Source organism: Chryseobacterium sp. CS3K3.1 (genome assembly GCF_059515165.1).
In genome coordinates this window covers 1-22,719 of record NZ_JCAKRV010000024.1, presented here as the reverse complement: position 1 = coordinate 22,719, position 22,719 = coordinate 1, and the positions used below count along the sequence as shown (strand labels likewise).

The following is a 22,719-nucleotide window of genomic DNA, read 5'->3' as shown; positions in this document are numbered from 1 at the left end:
CCGCTTCGGCGGTTTTTTTTGTCCCAATATCAGTATATGAAAAAACTTTTTTCCATTTTATTCCTATCCGTAGGTCTTGCCGCGTTTTCCCAGCAGGTAGAAAGCCTTGAAACCATTCTTAATGATAAAATCAGTATCAGAGCGCTGGAATTATATGATAACAAGGTCTGGTACAGCGGTACGGATTCCAAATTCGGGTTTGTAGATCTTAAAGACTATAAAAAACAGAAACAGATCAGGCTGTCTGAGGAAAAACTTCAGTTCAGAACATTAGCCCAGGACAAAACGTCTTTTTATGCAATCAATATTGAAAGTCCGGCACGTTTTTTCAAAATTGATAAAAAAGATCTGAAATCAGAGGTGATTTTTAAAGATACTGCAAAAACAGCGTTTTATGATGCTTTGCATTTCGTGAATGATAAACTTGCCTATACCTTCAGTGACGCAGATAAAGATCACCTGCTTAAACTGGCAGTGTATAAGGATGGGAAATGGAACATGTTTAAAAATAATGTAACGTTAAATGATGGCGAAGCTGCTTTTGCCGCCAGCAATACCAATATTTCATCCTCTAAAAAATACTTATGGATTGCGACTGGAGGAAAAGCTTCAAGAATTTTAAGAATGAATCTGAAAGATGATAAAATAGAAGTGTTCAATACCCCAATCATACAAGGAGAATCTTCTCAGGGAATGTATTCCATAGATTTTTATGAAGACCGTTTCGGAATAGCAGCAGGAGGAGATTATACCAAACAGGATGCTAATATCAATAATATCGCAACCACAATTGATGCCGGCCAGACCTGGCAGATTCAGGCTTCAGGGCAGAACGCAGGATATACAACCTGTGTGAAAATTAAACCGGGATCAAAAGGAAAAGAAATCATTGCCGTAGGAGATAAGCATATCAGCTATTCTTCAGATTTTGGAAAAACATGGACTACAATTTCTGATGAAAAAGGATTCTTTGTCTGCCAGTGGATTGATGCTAATAAAGTGGTTCTTGCAGGAAATAGCAAAATTGCGGTGATGAAATTAAAATTTTAAATATCAGGAATAGAATTTATCACTATTGGCCAAAAGCCTGATCATACGTATTTAGACTCATTATAAAATAGAACCTAATATAATTCATAGGTTAAAATTCATAACTAATGGTTAATTTTGTAAGATGAATTTTAATTATGTTAAATTTCATACCCTTATAAAATTTAATTTTCACAATGAATTCTTTAATAGATAAGTATAATATTCCCGGACCGCGTTACACTTCTTATCCTACCGTTCCGTATTGGGATGAATCAACATTTTCACCGGAAAAATGGAAGGAAACCGTAATCAGGTCTTTTCATGAAAGCAATGCAGAGGAGGGAATTTCTATTTATATCCATTTGCCATTCTGTGAGGCATTGTGTACATTTTGTGCATGCCATAAGCGTATCACCAAACAGCACAGTGTTGAAGTTCCTTATCTTGAAAGTGTTTTAAAAGAATGGAAATTATATCTTGATCTTTTCAGTGAAAGACCTAAACTGAAAGAACTACACCTTGGAGGAGGAACCCCTACGTTCTTCTCTCCTGAAAATTTAAGGACATTGCTGGAAGGTATCTTTTCATCAGTGGATATTGCAGAGCATCCTGAATTTTCTTTTGAGGGACATCCAAACAATACAACGAAAGAACATCTTCAGACTTTATACGACCTTGGTTTCAGAAGAGTGAGCTTTGGAGTTCAGGATTATGATCCTAAAGTTCAGAAAGCCATCAACAGAATCCAGCCTTTTGAAAATGTGAAAAACGTTACGGAATGGGCAAAGGAAATAGGGTACAGAGGAATCAGTCATGATCTGGTTTTCGGATTGCCACACCAGAATTGGGAAGCAATGGAACATACCATCAGAAAAACAATGGAACTGAAGCCGGACAGGTTAGCATTCTATTCTTACGCCCACGTTCCATGGGTGAAAGGTGTCGGACAAAGAGGATTTGATGAAAATGATCTTCCAAGCGGTGAAGAAAAACGCCGTTTGTATGAAGATGGGAAAAAGCTTCTTCAGGATTTAGGATATATTGAGGTTGGGATGGATCACTTCTCTCTTGAGCATGATGATCTGTATCAGTCTCTGATTCATAAAAAACTTCACAGAAATTTCATGGGATATACATCAAGCAAAACCCAGCTGATGGTAGGACTTGGAATGTCTGCTATTTCAGATTCATGGTATGCTTTTGCCCAGAATGTAAAAACAGTGGAAGAATACCAGAAAATGGTTGAAGAAGGTGAAATTCCTGTAGTAAAAGGACATGTTCTGAGCGATGAGGATCTTACGGTAAGAAGACATATTCTGAATCTGATGTGCCAGCTTGAAACCACTTTTGATATCAACAACTCTTTCCCTGAGCTTGAAAATGCACTGGAAATGCTGAAAGAGATGGAAAATGACGGTTTGGTTGAAATCAATGGAACTGAAGTTAAAATCACAGAAGCCGGAAGAGCATTCACAAGGAATGTAGCCATGGTTTTTGACCTGAGAATGATGAGAAATAAACCTGAAACAAGGATTTTCTCCATGACAATATAAGCAAAAGCGGTTCAGTTCTGAACCGCTTTTTTATTGACCCGTGGGCTTATTTTGAACTTGTTTAAATTTTTTTGAAACATTAAGATTGTCGTAAGGTGTTTAGAGTATTAAGATGAGCTTCGCTTTAAGCTTAAAAATCAGAATGATTTATCTTAACTTAACGATGCTTTACTCCTTAAATCCTTCTTAATGGTTTAAAAAATATTCAATGTTTTTGCTTAGTGAAACGCCTTTGCCACCCTTTTTTATAGAATTTAAAAGCCTTAGCGTTTCGTCTGCGCTTAAAACCTGCTATTACTATTTGATAATCAATTTCTGACTATATGATTTCAGTTCCCCGGATTTCAGATTAATATAATACACTCCGGCAGGAATCCCTGAAATATTGATGTCTTTACCATTAGAGACTTTATCCGTTTCCATCACTTTTCTTCCCTCTGCACTGATGATTTCCAGGGTTGCTTTTTTATCTTTCACCCCATCAATGAAAATTTCTTTGGAAGCCGGATTTGGATAAACTTTTATGGTTCCCGGACTACTTTCCTGGGTTCCCAAAGTACCTGTGGTTATTTTAAAAATCTTTCCACTGTTTACGGCAGCTACGTACAATCCTTTTTGGTAATCTTCTCCGAAAGTGGAAAAGTTATTTCCGGAATAAGGAGTTGTCCATGTGATGGCATTATTGCTATCCAGAATTCCGATCTGGGTAGAGCAGTAATCGGCAAAAAAATATTTTCCCTGAAGTGACGGGTACTGCGTTCCTCTGTAGACATAACCACCCGTGATGGAACATTTGCCACCGGAATGGTCGTATACGGCAACAGGGAAGGTCATGGTGGACTGTGCGGCACATCCTGCAGTATTGTACGCATTATTCCCTTCATAACATCGCCAGCCATAATTTAATCCGGCTGTAGTAATGGGCATTTTGTTGATTTCTTCTATGGCTCCCTGGCCAACATCTGCAATCATGGCGTTTCCTGTTGGCAGATCAAAAGAAAACTTCCAGGCATTTCTGAGTCCGTAAGCCCAGATCTCGTCTGCACCATCCACTCCGGCTCCTGCAAAAGGATTGTCAGGAGGAATGTTATAGGGGCCTGTAGCATCTACATCTATTCTCAGCATTTTCCCCAGCAGTGAATTTTTGTTTTGAGCATTGTTATTCGGGTCACCACCGCTTCCTCCGTCTCCGGTGATAATCCAGAGTTTTCCGTCAGGGGCAAAATGGATACTTCCTCCATTGTGATTGTCGAATGGCTTAGGAATGTTCAGCAGAATTTTTTCAGAAGCGGGATCCGCTACATCCGGATTTGTTGAACTTACACTGTATCTTGCAACAATAATATTCCCAGAAGGATTGTTGTAGTACACAAAAAAATACCCGTTAGCAGAGTATTGAGGATGAAATGCAAGACCAAGAAGACCTCTTTCGCCGCCAAAAATAATCTTTGTTCCGATATTCAGGAAATCGGTAGCGTTAATTGTCCCATTGGGTTGAATAATTTTAATGATACCGTTCTGCTGAACCACAAAAAGACGGCTGTCATTGGCATTCGTAATCTCTACAGGACTCGTCAGTCCTGTGGCAAATTCTTCCAAATTAATGCTTTGAGAATTAACAATTAAGGAAGAAAAAATACTGATGCAAAAAAGTAATTTTTTCATAATATTTTGAGAGTTAGTGTGTTGGAAAAGTAAATGAAAATTTTATACCAATCGATTTTGAAGACTTCATTATAATCGTATGAAAAAATTGTTAAATCTTAAATAGAAATCACCACACCAATATATCTGGAAATAAACCATTTCTGTTGTTAAAAATTCATAAAATACAAGAAAATCATTATATTTGCCGACTTAATTTAACGTAGTTATAACAAAATGCAAGGAAAAGGACTTATTACAATTGTCGCTATTGTACTAGGGTTGATTTGCTTAAACGAGCTATTACCAACATGGTACGCCAGCAAAATTGAAAAGCAGGCGACTGCTTTTGCAGGAGACAATCCGGAGAAGTATCAGAAAGAAATCGCAAGACTTTCTAAGGATACTTTGAACTTAGGATTCACAAAACTTTATTACACTAAAGCCAAAGACAAGGAAATGAAACTTGGTCTTGACCTGAAAGGAGGGATCAACGTTCTTTTGGAAATTAACCAAAGAGATCTTGTGAATGATTTAACCAATTATTCTACAAATCCTATCCTTATTGAGGCTTTAAACAAAACTGATGAAGCACAGAAGAATTCTACTAAACCTTACATCGACAACTTCTTCGAGCAGTTCGATGTAATTAACAAAGCTAAAGGTACCAACCTGAAGTTGGCTGATCCGGAAATTTTCGGAAATACAACGCTTACTGAAGTGAAGTACAACACGCCTGACGATCAGGTAAAAAGCATTGTTAAAAGAAAAATCGATGCATCTGTAGGAACCGCTTTCGAGGTAATCAGAACGAGAATTGACAAGCTTGGAGCGATCCAGCCAAACGTTCAGAGAGTACCTGGTACTGCGAGAATTTCTGTAGAAATGCCTGGTATGAAGGACATCGATAAAGTGAAGAAAATGCTTCAGACTTCTGCAAAACTTCAGTTCTGGGAAGTACAGCAGGTTCCTGAAATTGCACCTTATTTCCAGACTTTGACAACTATGGTTGCTACAAAAGGAGATTCTATGGGAGTTGCAAAGAATGTGAACTTCATGAGCCTTTTACAGCTTGACAAATTAAGAACAAATGGTGTTGCCAATGTAAAATTATCCGATACTGCTGTTGTAAACAAAATCTTAAACAGCAAAGTAGGTCAGTCTTTACGTCCGGCTAACATTAAATATACACAGTTTATGTGGGGTTACAAGCCTGAAGCTACCGATACTGAAAGTTTAGTATTGTATGCGATCAGAGGTAACATCAACCAAAAAGCTCCGGTAGACGGTGCTGTAGAAACTGCAAACATCAGCTACGATGAACTAAGCAGAGTAGTGGTAGATATGCAGATGGATTCTAAAGGGGCAAAAGAGTGGAAAACATTAACTGAGAAAAACGTTGGAAAACCAGTTGCCGTAACTCTTGATAACAGAGTATACACAGCTCCTAACGTTGTTAATGCTATCCCTAACGGTAGAACTCAGATCTCTGGTAATTTCTCTCAGGAAGAAGCTAAAGAACTGGTAGACGTGTTAGGTGCCGGTAAATTGCCTGCAGGTGCAAAAGTAGTTCAGGCTACCGTTGTAGGTCCGTCTTTAGGACAAGAGGCTATTGATTCTGGTTTAATGTCGTTCATCATTGCATTTGCGATTATCATTGTTTATATCATTTTCTACTACGGTGGAGCTGGGGTTTACGCGGTAATTGCGATGGTGATCAACTTATTCTATATTTTCGGTATCATGGATTCGGGAGACTTTACGCTTACGCTTCCAGGTATCGCGGGTATCGTTCTTACGATGGCAGTAGCGGTCGATACGAACGTTATCATTTATGAAAGAACCAAAGAAGAATTATTCGCCGGGAAAAGTATTCTTGAAGCTTACAAAGATGGTTTCAAACATGCATTAAATGCGATTATTGACGGTCACACTACGACTTTCCTAACCGCAGTTGTATTGTTCTTCTTCGGAACAGGACCTATCAAAGGTTTTGCATTGACGTTGATGATCGGTATCTTAATGACATTATTCACGTCTGTATTGCTTTCAAGAGTAATGATCTTCTCAAGATTAAATAAAGGAAAAGGACTTTCTGTATGGACTCCGGCAACCAAGAACCTGTTCAGAAATACCTGGATCGATTTCATCGGAAAGAGAAAATATGCTTACATCATTTCTGCTGTTCTTACAGTTGTATGTATTATTTCTATCGCAACACACGGTTTCAAATACGGTATCGACTTTACCGGTGGTAGAAACTATGTCGTTAGATTTGATAAAGATGTAAAAGCTGAAGATGTTGAAGAAAAATTAGTAGCATTATTCAAAACGGAAGATGGTAAAAACTCTTCTGTAGAAGCTAAAACTTTCGGAAACAACAAACAATTAAAGATCTCTACAGATTACCTTATCGAAGATGAATCTTTAAAAGCTGACCAGATTATCGAACAGAAATTATTTGAAGGTTTAAAATCAAACTTACCGGCAGGAACTACATTGAAAGATTTCAAATCTGCTGATAAAGACCACGCAGGAATCATTTCTTCCGAGAAAGTAGGACCTTCTGTGGCTGATGATATCCAGACTCACGGTATCTATGCGGTATTAGCTGCATTAGCAATGATCTTCATCTATATTCTTGTAAGATTTAGAAAATGGCAGTTCTCTCTTGGAGCGGTTGCTGCTCTATTCCACGATGCGGTAATTATTTTAGGAGCCTATTCATTGCTTCACAAATATATGCCGTTCAACATGGAGATCAACCAGGATTTCATCGCTGCGATTCTTACTGTATTAGGTTACTCAATCAACGATACGGTAATTATCTTCGACAGAATCAGAGAATACCTGAGAGAGAAAAAATCTTTAACATTGGCAGGTCTGTTTGATGACTCTATTTCAAGTACATTGGGTAGAACATTCAACACCTCATTCACTACGATTCTGGTGATCCTTGCGATCTTCATTTTCGGTGGAGATAACTTAAGAGGATTCATGTTTGCGATGTTAATCGGTATTGGATTCGGTACTTACTCATCCATCTTTATTGCGTCTGCAATTGCTTACGACTTCCTTAAAACAGGAAAAGAAGAAGAGGTACATGGAAAATCCACTTCTGCTAAAGAAGAGCTTGCTTCAAAGTAATACAAACTACAATAAATTAGTAAGGGCCGTTTCGAAAGAGACGGCCTTTTTTTTAAAGTTAAAGTCAAAAAATATCACGATCAGCTATTCATGATCATGTTGGCTTTACAATTTTTTAGTATTCATATTAACTATTCATATCATAATTTAGAATCATTATTTTTCAGATTTGATTAATTTTGCACCATCATGGAAAATTCAAAGAAAAAAGCGGCTATAGGCTTCATATTTATTACTTTACTGATCGATATTACGGGATGGGGGATCATCATTCCTGTTGTTCCCAAATTAATAGAGGAACTTATTCACGCAGATATCAGTGAGGCAGCAAAATATGGAGGCTGGCTGGGATTTGCCTATGCATTTACCCAATTTATTTTCTCTCCGTTAGTAGGAAACCTCAGTGACAAATACGGACGAAGGCCCATCATTCTGATCTCTCTTTTCGGATTTGCAGTAGATTATATTTTCCTTGCATTGGCACCCACGATCTGGTGGCTGTTTTTAGGAAGAATCATTGCAGGGATTACAGGAGCAAGTGTCACTACGGCCAGTGCTTATATTGCCGATATTTCCACTGATGAAGACCGTGCCAAGAATTTCGGACTGATAGGTGCTGCTTTTGGGCTCGGATTTATCATAGGACCTGTTCTGGGTGGAGTTCTAGGACATTATGGAGCCAGAGTTCCTTTCTATGCCGCAGCAGGTCTTTGTCTGCTTAACTTCTTGTATGGATATTTCATCCTTCCTGAAAGTTTGGATAAAGATAAAAGAAGAGAATTTGATTGGAAACGTGCCAACCCTATTGGTTCATTTAAGTTTTTAGGTAAGCACCCTGAAATTTCAGGTTTGATTGTTTCGTTGATATTGATCTATATTGCAGGCCATGCGGTACAGAGTAACTGGAGCTTCTTTACAATGTATAAATTCAGCTGGACAGAAAGAATGGTAGGAATCTCATTGGGAGTAGTAGGTTTGCTGGTAGGTCTTGTACAGGGCGGGCTTATCAGATATACAACACCCAGGCTGGGCGAGCAGAAAAGTATTTATTACGGATTGGCTTTCTATGCAGTAGGAATGTTGTTGTTTGCCTTTGCTTCAGAAGGCTGGATGATGTTTGTGTTTCTGGTTCCTTACTGTTTAGGAGGAATCTGTGGACCGGCTTTACAATCGGTTATCACGAAAAGTGTTCCCTCTAATGAACAGGGAGAACTTCAGGGAGCATTAACGAGCTTAATGAGTGCTACATCCATTATCGGACCTCCGATGATGACGAACTTGTTTTACTATTTCACGCATGATGAAGCACCGTTCAAATTTTCCGGTGCGCCTTTCTTTTTAGCATTTATTTTAATGGCGGTCAGTGTTGTGATTACGTATTCTGCTTTTCAGAAAAAAAATAAAAATTTAGTTGATGTAACCTCGGAAAAGGATTTTCATAAGTCATAGTTCTATTGATGAGCTATAATTGACTTTCGGGTTATCTTTCAATAATTTTACAAGTCTTTTTTATGTATTTTGAAACAAAAAACCAAATTATGAATACATCAGATCTGGAAAAGTATTTGGAACGGATTCATTTCTCCGGAACTCCTGAATTGAGCATGGAAACATTAAAAAGGATCCATCAGCTCCATCCGAAACATATACCCTTTGAGAATATTGATCCTTATACAGGGACGGTTCCTTCTTTAAAGTTAGATGATGTTTTCAGAAAACTGGTGATCGAATCCAGAGGCGGATATTGCTATGAACAGAATCTGCTTTTAAGTGAAGTTTTGAAAACATTAGGTTTCAATGTAAAGCTTCAGCTTGGAAGGGTAGTGTGGGGAAGACAGGAAGACAGTATGGCGGCACAGACTCATCTTTTACTTATTGTGGATTTTGATGGTGATCAATATGTGGTAGATTGCGGATTTGGAACAGCTACGCTTACTTCACCCATACTTTTAAATAAAGAAGATCAGCAGCAAACACCCAACGGAATATTTAAAGTTTCCCACAAGGAAGAAACCTATACACTTTGGATGTGGAAAGAGGAGTGGCTTCCGGTGTACCGGTTTATTCCTGAGCATGTAGAACTTATTGATCTGGATATTTCCAATTGGTATCTGTCTACCCATCCGGATTCCCATTTTAAAAACAGACTGATTCTTTCAAAAGTAGATGAAAATGCCCGCTATACCTATACGGATCACGTGCTGAATATACGCTCCGGCGATGGTGAAAAAGAAGCTGTAACGATAGAAAATGATATACAGCTCTATGAAATACTGATGAATACTTTCGGCCTTAAAGAAAATGCAATAGAAGCATTGAAATCTAAAGTCAGAATCTGGTAGAATTTATCAATACAATAAACGGGAAGCTCACTGAGCTTCCCGTTTTGATTAAAATCTGATTTTTATGAAAATAACTATGGATAAAGGGATTTTGTCCCGTTACTTACAATATTGCTGCCCAATCCGGAGAATGACACAGAGAAATTAGTGGAATTAAAGCTTAAAGAACCTGTAGGAGTACAAAGTCCAAGGGCATAACGGCATTGTCCGTAGGCACCTGTTCTTTTTATAATTTTACTCTCACTTTTCGCTTTTCCTAAGCTGATGTACCCCCAATCGCTTACATCTGCATTGGAAACGGTGGATCCTGAATAATAAATGGTAATCTTATATCCGGCTTCACCTCGTTTAGAACCCCAAAGCCAATTGGCTGTCCACCACTGTTTATACCATGTAGAAGCTACTTTTGAAGCTTCGCTGTCAGATGTTTCTGAATTTCCCCGGGTATCCATCATCACAAGACCTCCGAAGATATTGTCCCAGATAATTCCTGAGTCCCCATAAAAACACAAAGTGGTAAATTTTCCGCTTTTTCCGTTCCATGTTACTTCCATAACTTGAGTGCCCGGTTTTACTTCTTCGGTGATGGCTTCTTTTAATCCCTGTTGTGCAGTTGTCAAATCCTCTCCGTTATACAAATCTCCGATTTTTCCGATTTTTACAGAGGATGGATCCATTATGTTCCCGGAAGCAATGAACTGATTTTTATCGGTAATAAGGCTTTTGGAAAGTTCAACACCCTGTTGGGTCGAAATTTTTCCCAACACCGTTACTCCGGTAATCTGTAAATCATTTTTTAAATAGGTGTCGAGATTTTTGCCGGACTCATTCAACTGATGTTGTACTGCTTCAGGAACCATCTGGGAAGAAGCAGGAGTGATCTCTTTTTTCAGATCGTCTACGGTTACCTTAGCTTGAATCTTTTCCTGCTGGTTCACCTCATTGTTTTCATTCCGGCAGCTTTGAAGTGCCAACACCGACAACACGGCAAAAACTTTAAAAGTAGTTACTAGTTTTTTCATAATTAATATTGATTTGGTTGTGTATTATAAATATACATAAATATTATTTAATTCTCATTGTTTTGAATTAAATATTTGTTAATTAATAAGTGGAGGTTGCAGATGTTAGGAGCTAAGTTTGAGAGTGGAAGAGTCTGAGGGTTCAGGGTTCTAAGTTTAACTTTGTGGGTAACAGGAATAAAAAGAACCAGCAGCTCGCCCCTCATAATAACACCAAAACTCGCTACCAAGGAACCTGCACCAAAATAATCGCGAAACCTGCAACCCGTCTACAAAACATTAAACTTTGAACCTTGAACCTTGAATCCTGCACTTCATTATAAAATCTTAAAATTTGTTTAAATTTTTAGTTTACAGTCCATAAATGCAATAATCTTTCGTAATTTTACGCCATGGAATTAAGCATTGGAGAAATGGCACTCATTGCCATTGCAATCGTTGTATTATTCGGTCCGGATAAGCTGCCCCAGATTGCGCGTGACTTAGGTGCAGGCGTAAGAAAGATGCGTGGAGCAGTGGAAGATATTAAAACTGAAATTATGAAAGAAACAGATAACCCTGTTTCTGAAATCAAACGTGAGATTGAGAAGGTAAAAGATGCTGCAAAAGATTTCAATCCGATGAATGATATTCAAAAAGATATTCTGACGGAACCTTCTTCTTCTGTTGCTTCCAATGAGCCGCCAAAACCGAAGCCTGCAGATGATGAGACTTATGAAGGACCTGTAAGCAGATAATCATGGAGGAAATCATTCAGGAAGATAAGAAGGTATTTCTTTACCTTAATAATTTGGGGGATTCATCTTTTGATCAGTTTTGGATGCTGATTTCAAGTACCTGGATCTGGGTACCTCTTTATATTATATTTCTTTATTTTTTATACAAAAACCATCAACTAAGATCATTAGTTTTTATCCTTATATTTCTGGCCATCGGTGCGACGGTTTCTGATCAGCTGGCCAGTGTTTTCAAATATGGTGTAGCAAGGTTGAGACCTTGTCATGACCCTACGCTGGAACATCATATGAGAATCGTGAAATGCGGTGGGCAATATGGTTTTTATTCTGCTCATGCTTCCAATACATTCTTTTTGGCATCCTTTTTAAGTATTTTATTAAAAAATAAGCTTAAATGGTTTCCATATGCTATATTTGTATGGGCTCTGGTGGTTTCCTACAGCCGGATATATTTAGGAGTGCATTTCCCGATAGATATTTTGGTGGGGGCGTTTGTTGGATCTTTATTGGGAGTGATATTTGGTGCACTCGCCAAAAAAGTGATCAACAAACAAACTATAAACTCATGAAAAAAACTTTACCAGCAGTAATTTCCCTCTTTTTCGCTCTTCATTTCTATGCCCAGAATAAAAAACTGGCGGAAGAATGTTTCCAAAAAGCTGATTATAAATGTGCAGAAGAACAATATTTAAAACTGGCCGAAAAAGAACAGATCCAAAAATTTCAATCAGAATATTACGATTATCTGGGAACGGCCCAAAGAAGGCTTGGAAAAACGACTCAGGCTTTTAAGTCTTATGATTCTGCTTTAAAAGCAAACCCTTTGTCAATTTCTGTATATGTGAATCTGTCATCGCTTTACAGCCAGAAGGGAAACAAAGTAAAGGCATTGGAATATGTAGAAAAAGGACTCAAAGTAAATCCTGAAACAGCTGATTTGTATCTTACCCGTTCCAAAATTTACGACAGCCAGGGGAAAAAAGATCTTGCCATTAAAGATCTTAATCAGATTCTCACTTTTGCTCCGGACAACATTTTTGCAAAAACAGGGCTTGCCAATCTGAAAAAAAATAATGGTGACCTGGATGGAGCGTTGAAAGATTATAATCAACTTCTTGCTGAAAAACCGGAATCATTACTTTATAATGGAAGATCAGACGTCTATTTTAAAATGAAAAAATATAAGGAAGCGCTGGCAGATGCTAATAAAGCAATTTCCATAGATCCGAAATTTGCCCAGTCTTATGTAAGCAAAGCTATGATTCTGATGGACACTTCCAAACTTAAGGAAGCCTGCGAAAATCTGGATAAAGCAGTGGCTTTAGGCTATGAAAAAGCAGTCCTTACTGATTATAATGCTAAATGTCAAAAAAAAATAAATTAAAAAAAATTCTGCCAAATCATTAAATAAATCCACACTAAAACAAATAAAGAGATAGAAAGAGATGTTGAATATTGTTCTTGTAGAGCCCGAAATACCCAATAATACAGGAAATATCGGAAGATTGTGTGTAGGAACCGAAAGCAGATTACACCTGGTTCATCCGTTTGGATTTGTCATTAATGATAAAAACCTGAAACGTTCCGGATTGGACTATTGGGTGCATTTGGATGTTTCTGAGTATGCAGATGTGGATGAATGGATCAGTACAATCCCTGACAGGTCACGGGTTTTTTTAATGAGCTCCCATGCCGAAAAGTCATATCTTGAAACTGATTTTCAGGACGGAGACTGGCTGGTTTTCGGAAAGGAGAGTGTAGGATTGAGTAAAGAGGTTCTGGACCGTTTTGAAAATCATCTGACCATTCCTATGTCTAAACTGATCAGGAGCTTTAATATTGCCAATTCCGTTGCATTTGTGGTGGGTGAAGCCAAGAGGCAGATGAGTCTGAAATAAAAAAGAGATTGTTTCAGGAATGTCATTCTGGACACAGACTGAAAGTCTGCGAACGTAGTTCAGAAATGTAATGAAGAATCTCATGCTTCTGCTTGTCAATGAGATTCTTCCTTTGTCAGAATGACAAAAAACAATTATTTGACTTTTGAGATAATACCTTTTGTTTTAATCGTTATGATAAGGTTTGCCCTGCAAAATCTGATCAGCGCGATACAGCTGTTCTACAATAAACAGGCGGATCATCTGGTGGGTAAAAGTCATTTTGGATAAAGACATTTTTTCATTGGCTCTGCTGTAGATTTCTTCGGCGAAGCCATAAGCGCCTCCGATCAGAATATGTATTTTCTTGACAGAAGAATTCATCCAGGTGTCAATTTTCTGTGAAAACTCACGGCTTGTAAACTGTTTTCCTTTTTCATCAAGAATCACCACCAGATCGTTTTTGTCGATATGGTTTAAGAATAACTTGGCTTCTTCCTTTTTAAGAAGGTCAGGGGATAGGTTTTTGGCATTTTTCACATCCGGAATTTCTGTAATTTCAAAATTCCAGTGTTTGGGGAGACGGTTGAGATAATAATTGATTAAAGAGGTAATTTCCTTATCATCCGTTTTTCCGATACAAAGTAAGCTGATTCGCATTGTAAGAAGTTTCAGAGGGCAAAGATAGGGCTTCGCAGGGGAAAGTTCAAAGTTCAGGGGTTTAAAGTTTAGAGTTATTGTTGTTGATTGTTTTGCGGGTTACGGGATACGGGATACGGGATGCGGGGTTAGGTGATAAAGAATTGCAGGTGATTACTTTCTCATTAACCTTAAACTTTAAATTCTCAAATTCCTGCTAGCTGCCACCTATCACCTGATATCTTTTCCCATTTAATTTAATTCCCCTACCTTTGTATAAAGACAAACAGATCGATGAGTGTAAAGGTTCCTAAATTTATTTTAAAGATTCAAGATTTTTTTGACAGCATCCATATTCCTGTTTTGGGAATATCACTTTGGCAGATGTTTCAGATTTATATCTCCGGGATTTTTAAAGGCAAAATAGGGAGAAAAGCGGCGGCTATTTCGTGGAGTTTTACCATAAGTCTGTTTCCGTTTATTCTGTTTTTGCTTTCTGTACTGCCCCATATGCCGCTTTATGATGAGCTCCAGTTTTATATTTTTGATGTGCTGATGCACAATGTTTTTCCATCCAACATGGAAGGCGACGTAAAAGGATACATTGTAAGCAATATCATCCCGAATATGAAAGGAATCAGTAACCTGACGATTCTTCTGGCTCTTGTTTTTGCAACGAACGGTACGTTTTCCCTGATCAACGGATTTAATGAAAATACAGATGAAAAATTAAGTGACGTAAAAGAGTTTATCCTGTCATTTTTTATTACGATAGGCTTTATTACCATCGTTTTTTTAACACTGTTTGGTGTGTATTACGCAGAGGTTGTAATGAAGCTTTTTACGCCGGCTTATGATGTAACCTGGCTGGTAGATAACCTTTCTAAAATTATCGGATTTGTTTCTTTTCCGCTTTTTTATTTTATACTTCTGACCTTGTTTTACTGGTTGGGCACCGTGAAGATTACAAGGTTCCGACAAGCGGTTCCGGGAGCTATTCTGACTACAGTATTGTTTGTGGTTACAACGTATATTTTTGCCATCTATGTAAAGGATATCGCCCGATATAATGTTCTTTACGGATCCATTGGCAGTATGATTCTACTGATGGTTTGGGTAAATGTCAATGTATATCTCCTTTTATTCGGGAATGAGCTGAATATGGCAATCCGAAAACTCAGAATAGAAAAGCTGCTGTCTGATGAGATAAAGAAAGAGGCCTCAGAATATCATGCTCAGGTTACCGAACCTGACTTTGATAGTGATGAGGAACATAAAAGAAAATTGGAGAACCGGAAGAAAGATTAATTCTCTTCCAGTTCAGGGTTTTCTTTTGAGCTTATGCTCAGTATGGTAAATCCGGCAATAGCAGCAATAAAAGATGCAATAAGAATCGCAAACTTCGCTTCGTCCTGGATAGGAACTTCTCCTTTGAAAGAAAGCAATGCAATAAAAATAGACATGGTAAACCCGATTCCGGCTAACAATCCTACACCAATCATCTGAAGCCAGTTACTGTTTTGAGGCAGGGAACTGAGTTTTAATTTAATAGCAATCAATGAAAACAGATTGATCCCGATCAGTTTACCCAATACCAATCCACAGATAATTCCCAGTCCTAAAGTACTTGTAACTCCTGCCACCATTTCACTGGAAAAGGTGATATTGGTATTCGTTAAAGCAAATATTGGCATGATCAGAAAACTTACCGGAATATGAAGCTGATGCTCCAGTTTTTCCAAAGGTGAGATTTCTACATTCGAAGCATTGGTAGGAATGGAAAATGCCAGTAAAACACCTGCTATCGTTGCGTGAATTCCGGAATGATGAAGGAAATACCATAAAAACAGTCCCGGAATGATGTAAAATATTGTTTTAGTTACTTTTAAAAAGTTTAAAATAAAAAGTAAAGCTGTTACCCCAAAAGATAAGAGCAGATAGCTCCAGTGAATTTGCTCTGTATAGAAAATCGCAATCACGAGGATCGCTCCCAGATCATCTACAATAGCTAATGCCGCTAAAAATATCTTGATAGAATTGGGGATCTTTTTACCTAGCATGGAAATGATAGCCAGAGAAAAGGCAATATCGGTTGCCATAGGGATCCCCCAGCCATTGCTGTATTCCGTTCCTGTATTGAAAATACTGTAGATAACAGCGGGAATAAGCATTCCGCCTACAGCTGCAAAAATAGGAAGGGAGGCATTTTTAAAAGAAGAAAGTTCACCTTCTACCAATTCCCGTTTTATTTCAAGGCCAACCAGAAGGAAGAAAACTGCCATCAGACCATCATTGATCCAGATGCTGACAGGATATTCCAATCCAAAAAGATGCGTTCCCACCACTTTGTCTAAAAAATGCTGAAAGTTCTCTGCAGCAGACGAATTGGCAATAAGCAATGAAATAAGTACACAGAAAATAAGAATAATTCCTGAGGACTGACTGTTGTTGAAAAATTTTTTAAAATAAAGAGATAAATTCATGTTTACGATTGTACCCGTCTCACTCTGGAAACACCATTAATATTTTTAAGTTTTTTAAAGGTCTCTTCCAACTGACCTTTATTTTTGACTTCGAGGTTGATATTTCCTGTGAAAACACCATTGTTGGATTCAATAGACATACTTTTCATATCCATCCCCATACTTCCGCTGATGACAGTCGTAATATCATTAATCATACCCATTCTGTCCAGCCCTTCAATTTCAATTTTTACTCTGTTTTTGAAGCTTTCCGCATTCACCCACTTGGCCGGAATGACACGGTAATCGTACTGTGCCCTCAGATTGATCGCATTCGGACAGTTGTCACTGTGTACCTTGATTCCGTCTGAAATTGTTATGAATCCGAAGATTTTGTCTCCCGGAATCACTGTACAGCATTTTGCATACGTGTAGTTAAGTTTCTCTTCATCCTTCCCAAACACAATCATGTCCAGGTTTTCCTCTTTCGGCTCGTCAAAATGCAGATTTTTATTGGGCGATTTTCTGAATCTTGAAAGTAAGTTGTTGAATACGTTTTTACTTTCTATATATTTTCTCAGGCTGCTTACATCCAGTTCATTACTTTGGAATTTAAGGAAGAGCTCCTGGGAGGATTTTAAATTAAAGAACTTCTGAAGTTTATTAATTTCATCATCATTAAAATTGATTTTGGCGTGACGAAGTTTTCGCTGCAGAATTTCTTTTCCTTCTTCTACCAGCTGGTTTTTCTGAGAGTTCAGATAACTTTTAATCTTGGATTTGGCCTTAGAGGTCACAACAAATTCCAGCCAGTCTGATTTAGGTTTCTGGTTCTGAGAAGACAGGATGTCTACCTGATCTCCGTTTTGAAGGATGTAGGAGATAGGAACCAGTTTTCCATTGATCTTGGCACCTAAGCATTTCATTCCCAGATCGGAGTGAACAGAGAAAGCAAAATCCAGAGCGGTAGCATTAGTCGGAAGGATTTTAATTTCTCCTTTTGGCGTAAAGACAAATACTTCTTTGGAATATAAGTTAAGCTTAATATTATCCAGAAGTTCCGAAGTGGAAAGATTCTGCTGCTGTTCCAGTACTTCACGGATCTCGGTTACCCATTTTTCAAAATTTCTGTCATCAGAACTCTGTTTGTAACCTTCTTTGTATTTATAGTGTGCAGCAACTCCTTTCTCAGCAATTTCATCCATTCTTTCGGAACGGATCTGTACTTCAATCCACTTTTTATCAGGGCCTAAAACCGTTAAATGTAAACTTTCATATCCTGTAGAGCGGGGCTGGGTAATCCAGTCACGCATTCTGGAAGGGTTACTGTGGTATACATCCGTAACGATAGAGTAAATTTTCCAGGCCAGGAATTTTTCATTTTTCGCATCCGATTTATAAATAATTCTGATAGCATAGTTATCAAAAACCTCTTCAAAGGAAACTCCCTGTTTCAGCATTTTCCTGTAAATGGAAGAAATAGCTTTCGCGCGGCCTTTGATTTTAAAGTTTAAGCCTTCTTCATGAAGCCTTTCGGATACTTCCTTCTTAAATTCTTCAATGTACCTTTCACGGCTTTCCTTGGCCAGTTCCAATTTCTCCGTGATCTCGTTATAGACTTCGGGATTATTATACTTTAAAGAAAGATCTTCCAGCTCAGATTTGATATTATACAATCCAAGACGGTGAGCCATCGGAGCATAGATATATACTGTTTCCGAAGCAATTTTTTTCTGCTTATCCGGAGCCATGCTTTCCAGAGTCCTCATATTATGGAGACGGTCTGCAATTTTAATCAGAATCACTCTGAAATCCTCAGATAATGTCAGTAAGAGTTTTCTGTAGTTTTCAGACTGCACAGAGATATTCTGGTGGTTCATGATGGAAATTTTCGTCAGTCCATTCACGATATTGGCAATCTTTTCTCCGAATATTTTTTTCAGGTCTTCGTAAGTATAATCAGAATCTTCAATCACATCGTGCAGAAGTGCACAGGCAATAGAAGTAGCACCCAGACCAATCTCTGTTGCTACAATTTTAGCAACAGCAATAGGGTGGTAGATGTAAGGTTCTCCGGATTTTCTCCTTTGATCCTTGTGGGCATCCAGCGCGATATCGAATGCCTTTCGGATGAGCTTATTGTTTTCCTCATCCAATGTTCTGTATGTATTAGAGATCAGGTCCTTATATCTGGCAAGGATCTCTTTATTCTCTTGTTCTAAATCGTAGCTCATTTGTGCACATGCCTATAATTAGACGAAAATACGAAATTTTTTAGTTTTTTCAAACATAAAAGATCCGCAGTATAACACTACGGATCTCCGGCTATTAGATTTTATATCGATTAGAATTTCACTTCAGAATTCATACCGTCACTTGACGTTTTGATTTTAATATCAGGGCTGCTGTGGATTTCAGCTCTGTTTCTTGCATCAATATACCTTTTGATGGTATCATAATTGGTTTCATTGATCTTCATGTTTTCAAATAAATAGGATTTCAATGCTGCATTCTGAATAAATGCATTCCGTGCAAGATCAATCTGATTAAGGTCATTTACGGTAACACTTGCCAGATATTGAGAATTACCGGAACCATCAGTAAGGTATACAATATAATCTGAGTTTTCAAATCCTGAATTTTCCAGATCACTTTCCAGTTTTTTGTAGTCGCTGTGATGACCAAATACTCCAGCTAATATATGTGACATAGTTAATTGGTTTTAAGTTCCCATTAAAGTTACTAATAATTTTCTGATTATCATTGAATTTAAGCCAATATAATTTGTTAATTAATATTTGGTTTTCAATAGATAGGGGTAATGTTTAAGAATAATTATTGAACAGGTGTTTAATTTTAGTGATTGGATAATGTATGTCTTTTTGAAACCTTGATGCCTCTTCCTTTTTGTTTTCCATTTGAAGACAGAAGACCATAAACAAAAAACTTCACAAATTGCGGGTCTTTTTATTATCTGCCACACGAAAGGATTCGTGCGGGAGCGCAGGTGAGGAAGTAAAACGATCTATTGAGATGGCCACGCAACTGGCAGAAGCACTGGAAGTGTCTCTGGATTATCTTGTAGGTTCTACGGATATTCTACTGGATAAAAATATTATCGCTAAAATTTTAGATATACAAAAACTAAAAGAGAACGATAGACAGCATGTCTTCGCTCTCCTAGATGCTTTTCTTAAACAAACTAAATTGCAATCTATTATGTAAAACAAACCCCACCGCATTGCGGTGGGGTTTTTGTTATAATTGTATAGAGTATTAATGTGTAAGCGTCGAGCAATCAGCAGAAGGATTAGAAAATGTAATATCTTCGTATGTATCAGAGAATTTTAATTTTCTATTCATTAAAATTGATTTCATACACCCCGAAATCGGAACTGGTGATAAAAAAGTTATTTCATTTTTTTTGTTTAAAACAATATGCTAATTTTCAAAATCATCATTAATCATTGTTTTCTTTTGATTGAAATTTTCATATTTGGTTTTTTTTAACATTTTCTCTATGCTTTTACACTCATTATCAGGTAGTATAAGTTTATAACCTTCAAATATATAAACATTCTTATATTGAATACCTTCCATAAATTCAGGTTTGAAAAAAGCTACATCAATTGAATATTCACTTTTCTCTTTTGTTTGGTCGTGAAAACTCACTGCTAATATTTCATTCCTATTATCAACTTTTCGTTTTTTAGAAATATATTCTATATATCCTTTGATAATATTATGTAAATCTTGTTTTTTAATAGCACTTTTATTAAATGTAAAAAAGAAAACAAGAGTAATTAAAAGTATTTTTTTCATAGATTTAGATTGATTTATTTTTTCTTTCCTGTATATACTGCTTCATTATAATTATATTTTTACATACCCATCATTTGCACCGTTATTTTTTAGCCATGTATCATAAACATACTTAGATATTGCATTATTGCTTTTTGAACGTCCCTTATCACCACCATCTTTATATGCTACGCCAAATGTTGGATTTCCTTTGTTCCAATTTCCTTCACTAAATCCAGAAGGATAATAATTACTCTCTTCAATGATCTCTAATCCTGCTCCATTTTTAGCATAACTTAATCTAACCTTTCCAAGGTGGTCAGTATAATTATATACATACTTTCCGGTCTCCATATTAAAATATCCATCCGTCGTTGGGAAGAATTTCGATACAGAATTGGTATACCGGAAGCCATCCAGATAATCGGTTGTTTCTGTTCCGAAAACCTTTCTTACCTTCACTCCGTCTGCTCTGTAAATATAATCCGTTACTTTTGAGTTCTGGGTAATCTTTTGTGGTAAATTTAGATAATTATATTGATGGAGGAATATAATTATTTGAACCTGTTTATAAACACAAAAACCACTGCTATTTTGCATTGCAATGGCTTTATTATATGCCATGAGAGACGAGTGAGACGCTCGCGTTAACCGGGTAAATTTATTTAACAATCTCACAAAGTCTGAAGACTTTGCACAGCTGGGATCATTATATATCAATACAGCTTCTTAAGACAAAATAAATCAAAACCTCCGCTGTTGCAGAGGTTCTGATTTATTCGTAGGCACGAGCGAGGGTTACGGCAAATCTTTCGTAACTTTAGAAAGACAAGAGTTTTCCATATAATTTGAAAATAATTGTTCGATATACCAAATAGTTTTTTCAGAACATATATTTTTATTTTCTCCAAATAAAATTATTTCTTGAATTGATTTAATGAATGATTCATCTGAATCCATTTTCAAAAACTTAATATCATTTCCATTTAGGATAAAATAACTATTATTAGAAACACTAGAATTTATATTAACATAACTATAAATTCCTTCTTCCAATTTTTCTTTCTCATTAATACCAAAATATACACTTAACTCACTAACTGCAATGTTTTCAATTTTTTCAGGTTGCAAATTTTCTTCTTTTAAATCCTCTTTCTGCGCAATTTCGGTAACAATTTTACTCTTAATTTCATTTAAATAAAATGTACTTGATATTCTTTTTTCTGGAAATTCACAATTTTTATTAATCAGATCTCTTGGATTTCTATTAAAACTGTAATGTGCTCTAATCAATCTTTTTACATAATCAACAACAATTTCTCTACAATATCTTTGTTCAAATAAATAAATCATTTGTGTTCTCATTGATTCTAAAAAATTCTTGAAAGAATAAATATCTAAAAAAATAATTTTATTTCGCTCGTAAATAAATTTGAATTGAGGACTATGATTTCCTAAATAAAGATCATATATACCATTTCGTAACTTTGTTTCATCAACTTTTCTTTGATAAGTTCCATAAATAGTAAAACCTTTTTTTTGAGAATACGAATTTTGTGTTATATAACCTTTTTGAAAAAGAACTTCTCTAATATTGTTTTCTAATTGAGAAAACGTGGTAATATTTTGAGATTTACAACAAGTAGCTAAAAAGAGTAAGGCAATAATAAAGTACTTATTCATAATTATTTATTTTTAATTTTATTATCTCTCAATTCTTTAAGAATCTGTTCTCCTATAGCTGTTGGCATTGTTTCGCTGTTATTTTTAGCGTCAACAATACCAGTTTCTTCTTGTTTCTTATGTAATTGGTGATTTTTTTCATTTGCATGACCAATCTCGTGACCAAAAGTTGAAGTTGATATATCAAAAGCACTTAAATTTCCCTTCTTCACATTATCTGCCTCGTCAGAATTTAAAACTTTGTCTGGATTTTTAAAGGCATCTTCACTAGATCCCTCATAAATTGTAATCTCAAAACCTACAAGTTTGCCATCTTTCTCAATTGGATGCGTTTCTCCCATTGAAAAAGGGTGGTTTTCTTTACTATATTCTACAGTAGTGGGTAACTTTGAAGTTACTAATTGATCAAATTGTTTGGCACCTGTATTACCTGAATTTTTCAAACCATCTCCATATGCTTTGTCTTTATCAGTAGCAAACTTTGTATACGCTCCTTTTCCATCGTTAGCTTTGGGGTCATAAACTAACTGTCCATTTTTGTTTCGCCAATCATCTGCTTGTCTTCCATCCGGATCAATAAATCTAATAGGATTATTAAACGCATAATTGTAAGGACTGTGTCTTCTCATTTTCTCCGCGAGCGGATCTACGACTCCCCATCTTCCAATATCAGGCATATAGAATCTTGCTCCGTAATCATACATACCCGTCTCTTGGAGCTCCTTCCCATTGTACTTATAATTATAAGGAACTCCTCCAAAAGGAGCAGGAACTATCAGA

Annotated in this window: 21 protein-coding genes; 11 read left to right on the top strand and 10 right to left on the bottom strand. The window is 36.7% G+C overall.

Annotated elements, in window-relative coordinates:
- Positions 1–36 precede the first annotated feature (36 nt).
- Both AC5YGI_RS19260 and hemN read left to right on the top strand, forming a co-directional pair.
- A complete protein-coding gene (locus tag AC5YGI_RS19260) occupies positions 37–1,050 on the top strand; it encodes a WD40/YVTN/BNR-like repeat-containing protein (RefSeq protein WP_330745822.1) in 1,014 nt (337 codons plus the stop codon).
- Positions 1,051–1,226: 176 nt separating this feature from the next.
- The gene (gene hemN / locus AC5YGI_RS19255; protein ID WP_330745823.1) at positions 1,227–2,585 is read left to right on the top strand and encodes an oxygen-independent coproporphyrinogen III oxidase; all 1,359 of its coding nucleotides are present in this window, start codon (positions 1,227–1,229) and stop codon (positions 2,583–2,585) included.
- A 297-nt stretch (positions 2,586–2,882) separates the two neighbouring features.
- On the opposite strand, the gene AC5YGI_RS19250 is transcribed toward hemN, so the two are convergent.
- A complete protein-coding gene (locus AC5YGI_RS19250; RefSeq protein WP_496169311.1) occupies positions 2,883–4,250 on the bottom strand; it encodes a PQQ-dependent sugar dehydrogenase in 1,368 nt (455 codons plus the stop codon).
- 216 nt (positions 4,251–4,466) lie between these two features.
- Between AC5YGI_RS19250 and secD the strand changes: the two genes are divergently transcribed.
- The 3 genes from secD (at position 4,467) to AC5YGI_RS19235 (ending at position 9,718) form a co-directional block, all read left to right on the top strand.
- Entirely contained in the window at positions 4,467–7,376 is a 2,910-nt protein-coding gene (gene secD, locus AC5YGI_RS19245; RefSeq protein ID WP_330745825.1) for a protein translocase subunit SecD, read from the top strand.
- A gap of 189 nt (positions 7,377–7,565) precedes the next feature.
- On the top strand, positions 7,566–8,825 hold the full coding sequence (locus AC5YGI_RS19240; protein WP_110011131.1) for a TCR/Tet family MFS transporter: 1,260 nt from the start codon (positions 7,566–7,568) through the stop codon (positions 8,823–8,825).
- An 89-nt stretch (positions 8,826–8,914) separates the two neighbouring features.
- On the top strand, positions 8,915–9,718 hold the full coding sequence (locus AC5YGI_RS19235) for an arylamine N-acetyltransferase family protein (RefSeq protein WP_496169310.1): 804 nt from the start codon (positions 8,915–8,917) through the stop codon (positions 9,716–9,718).
- 74 nt (positions 9,719–9,792) lie between these two features.
- Here the strand turns inward: AC5YGI_RS19235 and AC5YGI_RS19230 are convergent, their stop codons facing one another.
- Positions 9,793–10,740 (bottom strand): hypothetical protein, encoded by a 948-nt coding sequence (locus AC5YGI_RS19230; protein ID WP_496169309.1) that lies wholly within the window; start codon positions 10,738–10,740, stop codon positions 9,793–9,795.
- 392 nt (positions 10,741–11,132) lie between these two features.
- On the opposite strand from AC5YGI_RS19230, the gene AC5YGI_RS19225 reads away from it, so the two are divergent.
- From AC5YGI_RS19225 to AC5YGI_RS19210, 4 genes are all read left to right on the top strand, one after another.
- Complete coding sequence (locus tag AC5YGI_RS19225; protein WP_110011128.1) at positions 11,133–11,477, top strand: Sec-independent protein translocase subunit TatA/TatB; 345 nt, start codon at positions 11,133–11,135, stop codon at positions 11,475–11,477.
- A 2-nt stretch (positions 11,478–11,479) separates the two neighbouring features.
- A complete protein-coding gene (locus AC5YGI_RS19220; protein ID WP_110011127.1) occupies positions 11,480–12,046 on the top strand; it encodes a phosphatase PAP2 family protein in 567 nt (188 codons plus the stop codon).
- Positions 12,043–12,861, top strand: coding sequence for a tetratricopeptide repeat protein (locus AC5YGI_RS19215; protein WP_496169308.1), 819 nt, complete (start codon positions 12,043–12,045; stop codon positions 12,859–12,861). The genes AC5YGI_RS19220 and AC5YGI_RS19215 overlap by 4 nt, the downstream gene beginning before the upstream one ends.
- 61 nt (positions 12,862–12,922) lie before the next feature.
- Positions 12,923–13,375, top strand: coding sequence for a tRNA (cytidine(34)-2'-O)-methyltransferase (locus tag AC5YGI_RS19210; protein ID WP_496169307.1), 453 nt, complete (start codon positions 12,923–12,925; stop codon positions 13,373–13,375).
- A 165-nt stretch (positions 13,376–13,540) separates the two neighbouring features.
- On the opposite strand, the gene AC5YGI_RS19205 is transcribed toward AC5YGI_RS19210, so the two are convergent.
- Positions 13,541–14,014, bottom strand: a complete 474-nt coding sequence (locus AC5YGI_RS19205; RefSeq protein WP_496169306.1) for a 23S rRNA (pseudouridine(1915)-N(3))-methyltransferase RlmH — start codon at positions 14,012–14,014, stop codon at positions 13,541–13,543.
- Between the two features lie 273 nt (positions 14,015–14,287).
- Between AC5YGI_RS19205 and AC5YGI_RS19200 the strand changes: the two genes are divergently transcribed.
- Positions 14,288–15,301: a YihY/virulence factor BrkB family protein gene (locus tag AC5YGI_RS19200; RefSeq protein ID WP_110011123.1), complete on the top strand. Its 1,014-nt coding sequence runs from the start codon at positions 14,288–14,290 to the stop codon at positions 15,299–15,301.
- Here AC5YGI_RS19200 and nhaA read toward each other — a convergent pair.
- The 3 genes from nhaA to AC5YGI_RS19185 all read right to left on the bottom strand — a co-directional run bounded on the left by nhaA (position 15,298) and on the right by AC5YGI_RS19185 (position 19,165).
- Positions 15,298–16,476: a Na+/H+ antiporter NhaA gene (gene nhaA, locus AC5YGI_RS19195; protein WP_496169305.1), complete on the bottom strand. Its 1,179-nt coding sequence runs from the start codon at positions 16,474–16,476 to the stop codon at positions 15,298–15,300. The two genes, AC5YGI_RS19200 and nhaA, sit on opposite strands and share 4 nt — an antisense overlap.
- Before the next feature lie 2 nt (positions 16,477–16,478).
- Positions 16,479–18,689 carry a RelA/SpoT family protein gene (locus AC5YGI_RS19190; RefSeq protein WP_110011121.1) on the bottom strand — a complete coding sequence of 737 codons (2,211 nt, stop codon included), beginning with the start codon at positions 18,687–18,689 and terminating at the stop codon, positions 16,479–16,481.
- A 110-nt stretch (positions 18,690–18,799) separates the two neighbouring features.
- Positions 18,800–19,165 carry a hypothetical protein gene (locus AC5YGI_RS19185; RefSeq protein WP_330745829.1) on the bottom strand — a complete coding sequence of 122 codons (366 nt, stop codon included), beginning with the start codon at positions 19,163–19,165 and terminating at the stop codon, positions 18,800–18,802.
- A 323-nt stretch (positions 19,166–19,488) separates the two neighbouring features.
- Between AC5YGI_RS19185 and AC5YGI_RS19180 the strand changes: the two genes are divergently transcribed.
- Entirely contained in the window at positions 19,489–19,680 is a 192-nt protein-coding gene (locus tag AC5YGI_RS19180) for a hypothetical protein (protein ID WP_330745830.1), read from the top strand.
- A 216-nt stretch (positions 19,681–19,896) separates the two neighbouring features.
- Here the strand turns inward: AC5YGI_RS19180 and AC5YGI_RS19175 are convergent, their stop codons facing one another.
- From AC5YGI_RS19175 to AC5YGI_RS19160, 4 genes are all read right to left on the bottom strand, one after another.
- Positions 19,897–20,277 (bottom strand): hypothetical protein, encoded by a 381-nt coding sequence (locus AC5YGI_RS19175; RefSeq protein WP_496169304.1) that lies wholly within the window; start codon positions 20,275–20,277, stop codon positions 19,897–19,899.
- A gap of 51 nt (positions 20,278–20,328) precedes the next feature.
- Positions 20,329–20,880 carry a hypothetical protein gene (locus AC5YGI_RS19170; protein WP_496169303.1) on the bottom strand — a complete coding sequence of 184 codons (552 nt, stop codon included), beginning with the start codon at positions 20,878–20,880 and terminating at the stop codon, positions 20,329–20,331.
- A 174-nt stretch (positions 20,881–21,054) separates the two neighbouring features.
- Positions 21,055–21,939, bottom strand: coding sequence for a hypothetical protein (locus AC5YGI_RS19165; RefSeq protein ID WP_330745833.1), 885 nt, complete (start codon positions 21,937–21,939; stop codon positions 21,055–21,057).
- A 2-nt stretch (positions 21,940–21,941) separates the two neighbouring features.
- On the bottom strand, positions 21,942–22,719 hold a 778-nt coding region (locus tag AC5YGI_RS19160; RefSeq protein ID WP_496169302.1), incomplete at its 5' end, for an RHS repeat domain-containing protein.

Bases quoted from the DNA above. Each gene is read 5' to 3' on its own strand.
- AC5YGI_RS19230 (WP_496169309.1), bottom strand. From the start codon at position 10,740: ATGAAAAAACTAGTAACTACTTTTAAAGTTTTTGCCGTGTTGTCGGTG.
- AC5YGI_RS19175 (WP_496169304.1), bottom strand. From the start codon at position 20,277: ATGAAAAAAATACTTTTAATTACTCTTGTTTTCTTTTTTACATTTAAT.
- AC5YGI_RS19200 (WP_110011123.1), top strand. From the start codon at position 14,288: ATGAGTGTAAAGGTTCCTAAATTTATTTTAAAGATTCAAGATTTTTTT.
- AC5YGI_RS19215 (WP_496169308.1), top strand. From the start codon at position 12,043: ATGAAAAAAACTTTACCAGCAGTAATTTCCCTCTTTTTCGCTCTTCAT.
- AC5YGI_RS19190 (WP_110011121.1), bottom strand. From the start codon at position 18,689: ATGAGCTACGATTTAGAACAAGAGAATAAAGAGATCCTTGCCAGATAT.
- AC5YGI_RS19210 (WP_496169307.1), top strand. From the start codon at position 12,923: ATGTTGAATATTGTTCTTGTAGAGCCCGAAATACCCAATAATACAGGA.
- hemN (WP_330745823.1), top strand. From the start codon at position 1,227: ATGAATTCTTTAATAGATAAGTATAATATTCCCGGACCGCGTTACACT.
- AC5YGI_RS19180 (WP_330745830.1), top strand. From the start codon at position 19,489: ATGGCCACGCAACTGGCAGAAGCACTGGAAGTGTCTCTGGATTATCTT.
- AC5YGI_RS19205 (WP_496169306.1), bottom strand. From the start codon at position 14,014: ATGCGAATCAGCTTACTTTGTATCGGAAAAACGGATGATAAGGAAATT.
- AC5YGI_RS19220 (WP_110011127.1), top strand. From the start codon at position 11,480: ATGGAGGAAATCATTCAGGAAGATAAGAAGGTATTTCTTTACCTTAAT.
- AC5YGI_RS19225 (WP_110011128.1), top strand. From the start codon at position 11,133: ATGGAATTAAGCATTGGAGAAATGGCACTCATTGCCATTGCAATCGTT.
- nhaA (WP_496169305.1), bottom strand. From the start codon at position 16,476: ATGAATTTATCTCTTTATTTTAAAAAATTTTTCAACAACAGTCAGTCC.
- AC5YGI_RS19165 (WP_330745833.1), bottom strand. From the start codon at position 21,939: ATGAATAAGTACTTTATTATTGCCTTACTCTTTTTAGCTACTTGTTGT.
- AC5YGI_RS19250 (WP_496169311.1), bottom strand. From the start codon at position 4,250: ATGAAAAAATTACTTTTTTGCATCAGTATTTTTTCTTCCTTAATTGTT.
- AC5YGI_RS19170 (WP_496169303.1), bottom strand. From the start codon at position 20,880: ATGGCATATAATAAAGCCATTGCAATGCAAAATAGCAGTGGTTTTTGT.
- AC5YGI_RS19240 (WP_110011131.1), top strand. From the start codon at position 7,566: ATGGAAAATTCAAAGAAAAAAGCGGCTATAGGCTTCATATTTATTACT.
- AC5YGI_RS19235 (WP_496169310.1), top strand. From the start codon at position 8,915: ATGAATACATCAGATCTGGAAAAGTATTTGGAACGGATTCATTTCTCC.
- AC5YGI_RS19260 (WP_330745822.1), top strand. From the start codon at position 37: ATGAAAAAACTTTTTTCCATTTTATTCCTATCCGTAGGTCTTGCCGCG.
- secD (WP_330745825.1), top strand. From the start codon at position 4,467: ATGCAAGGAAAAGGACTTATTACAATTGTCGCTATTGTACTAGGGTTG.
- AC5YGI_RS19185 (WP_330745829.1), bottom strand. From the start codon at position 19,165: ATGTCACATATATTAGCTGGAGTATTTGGTCATCACAGCGACTACAAA.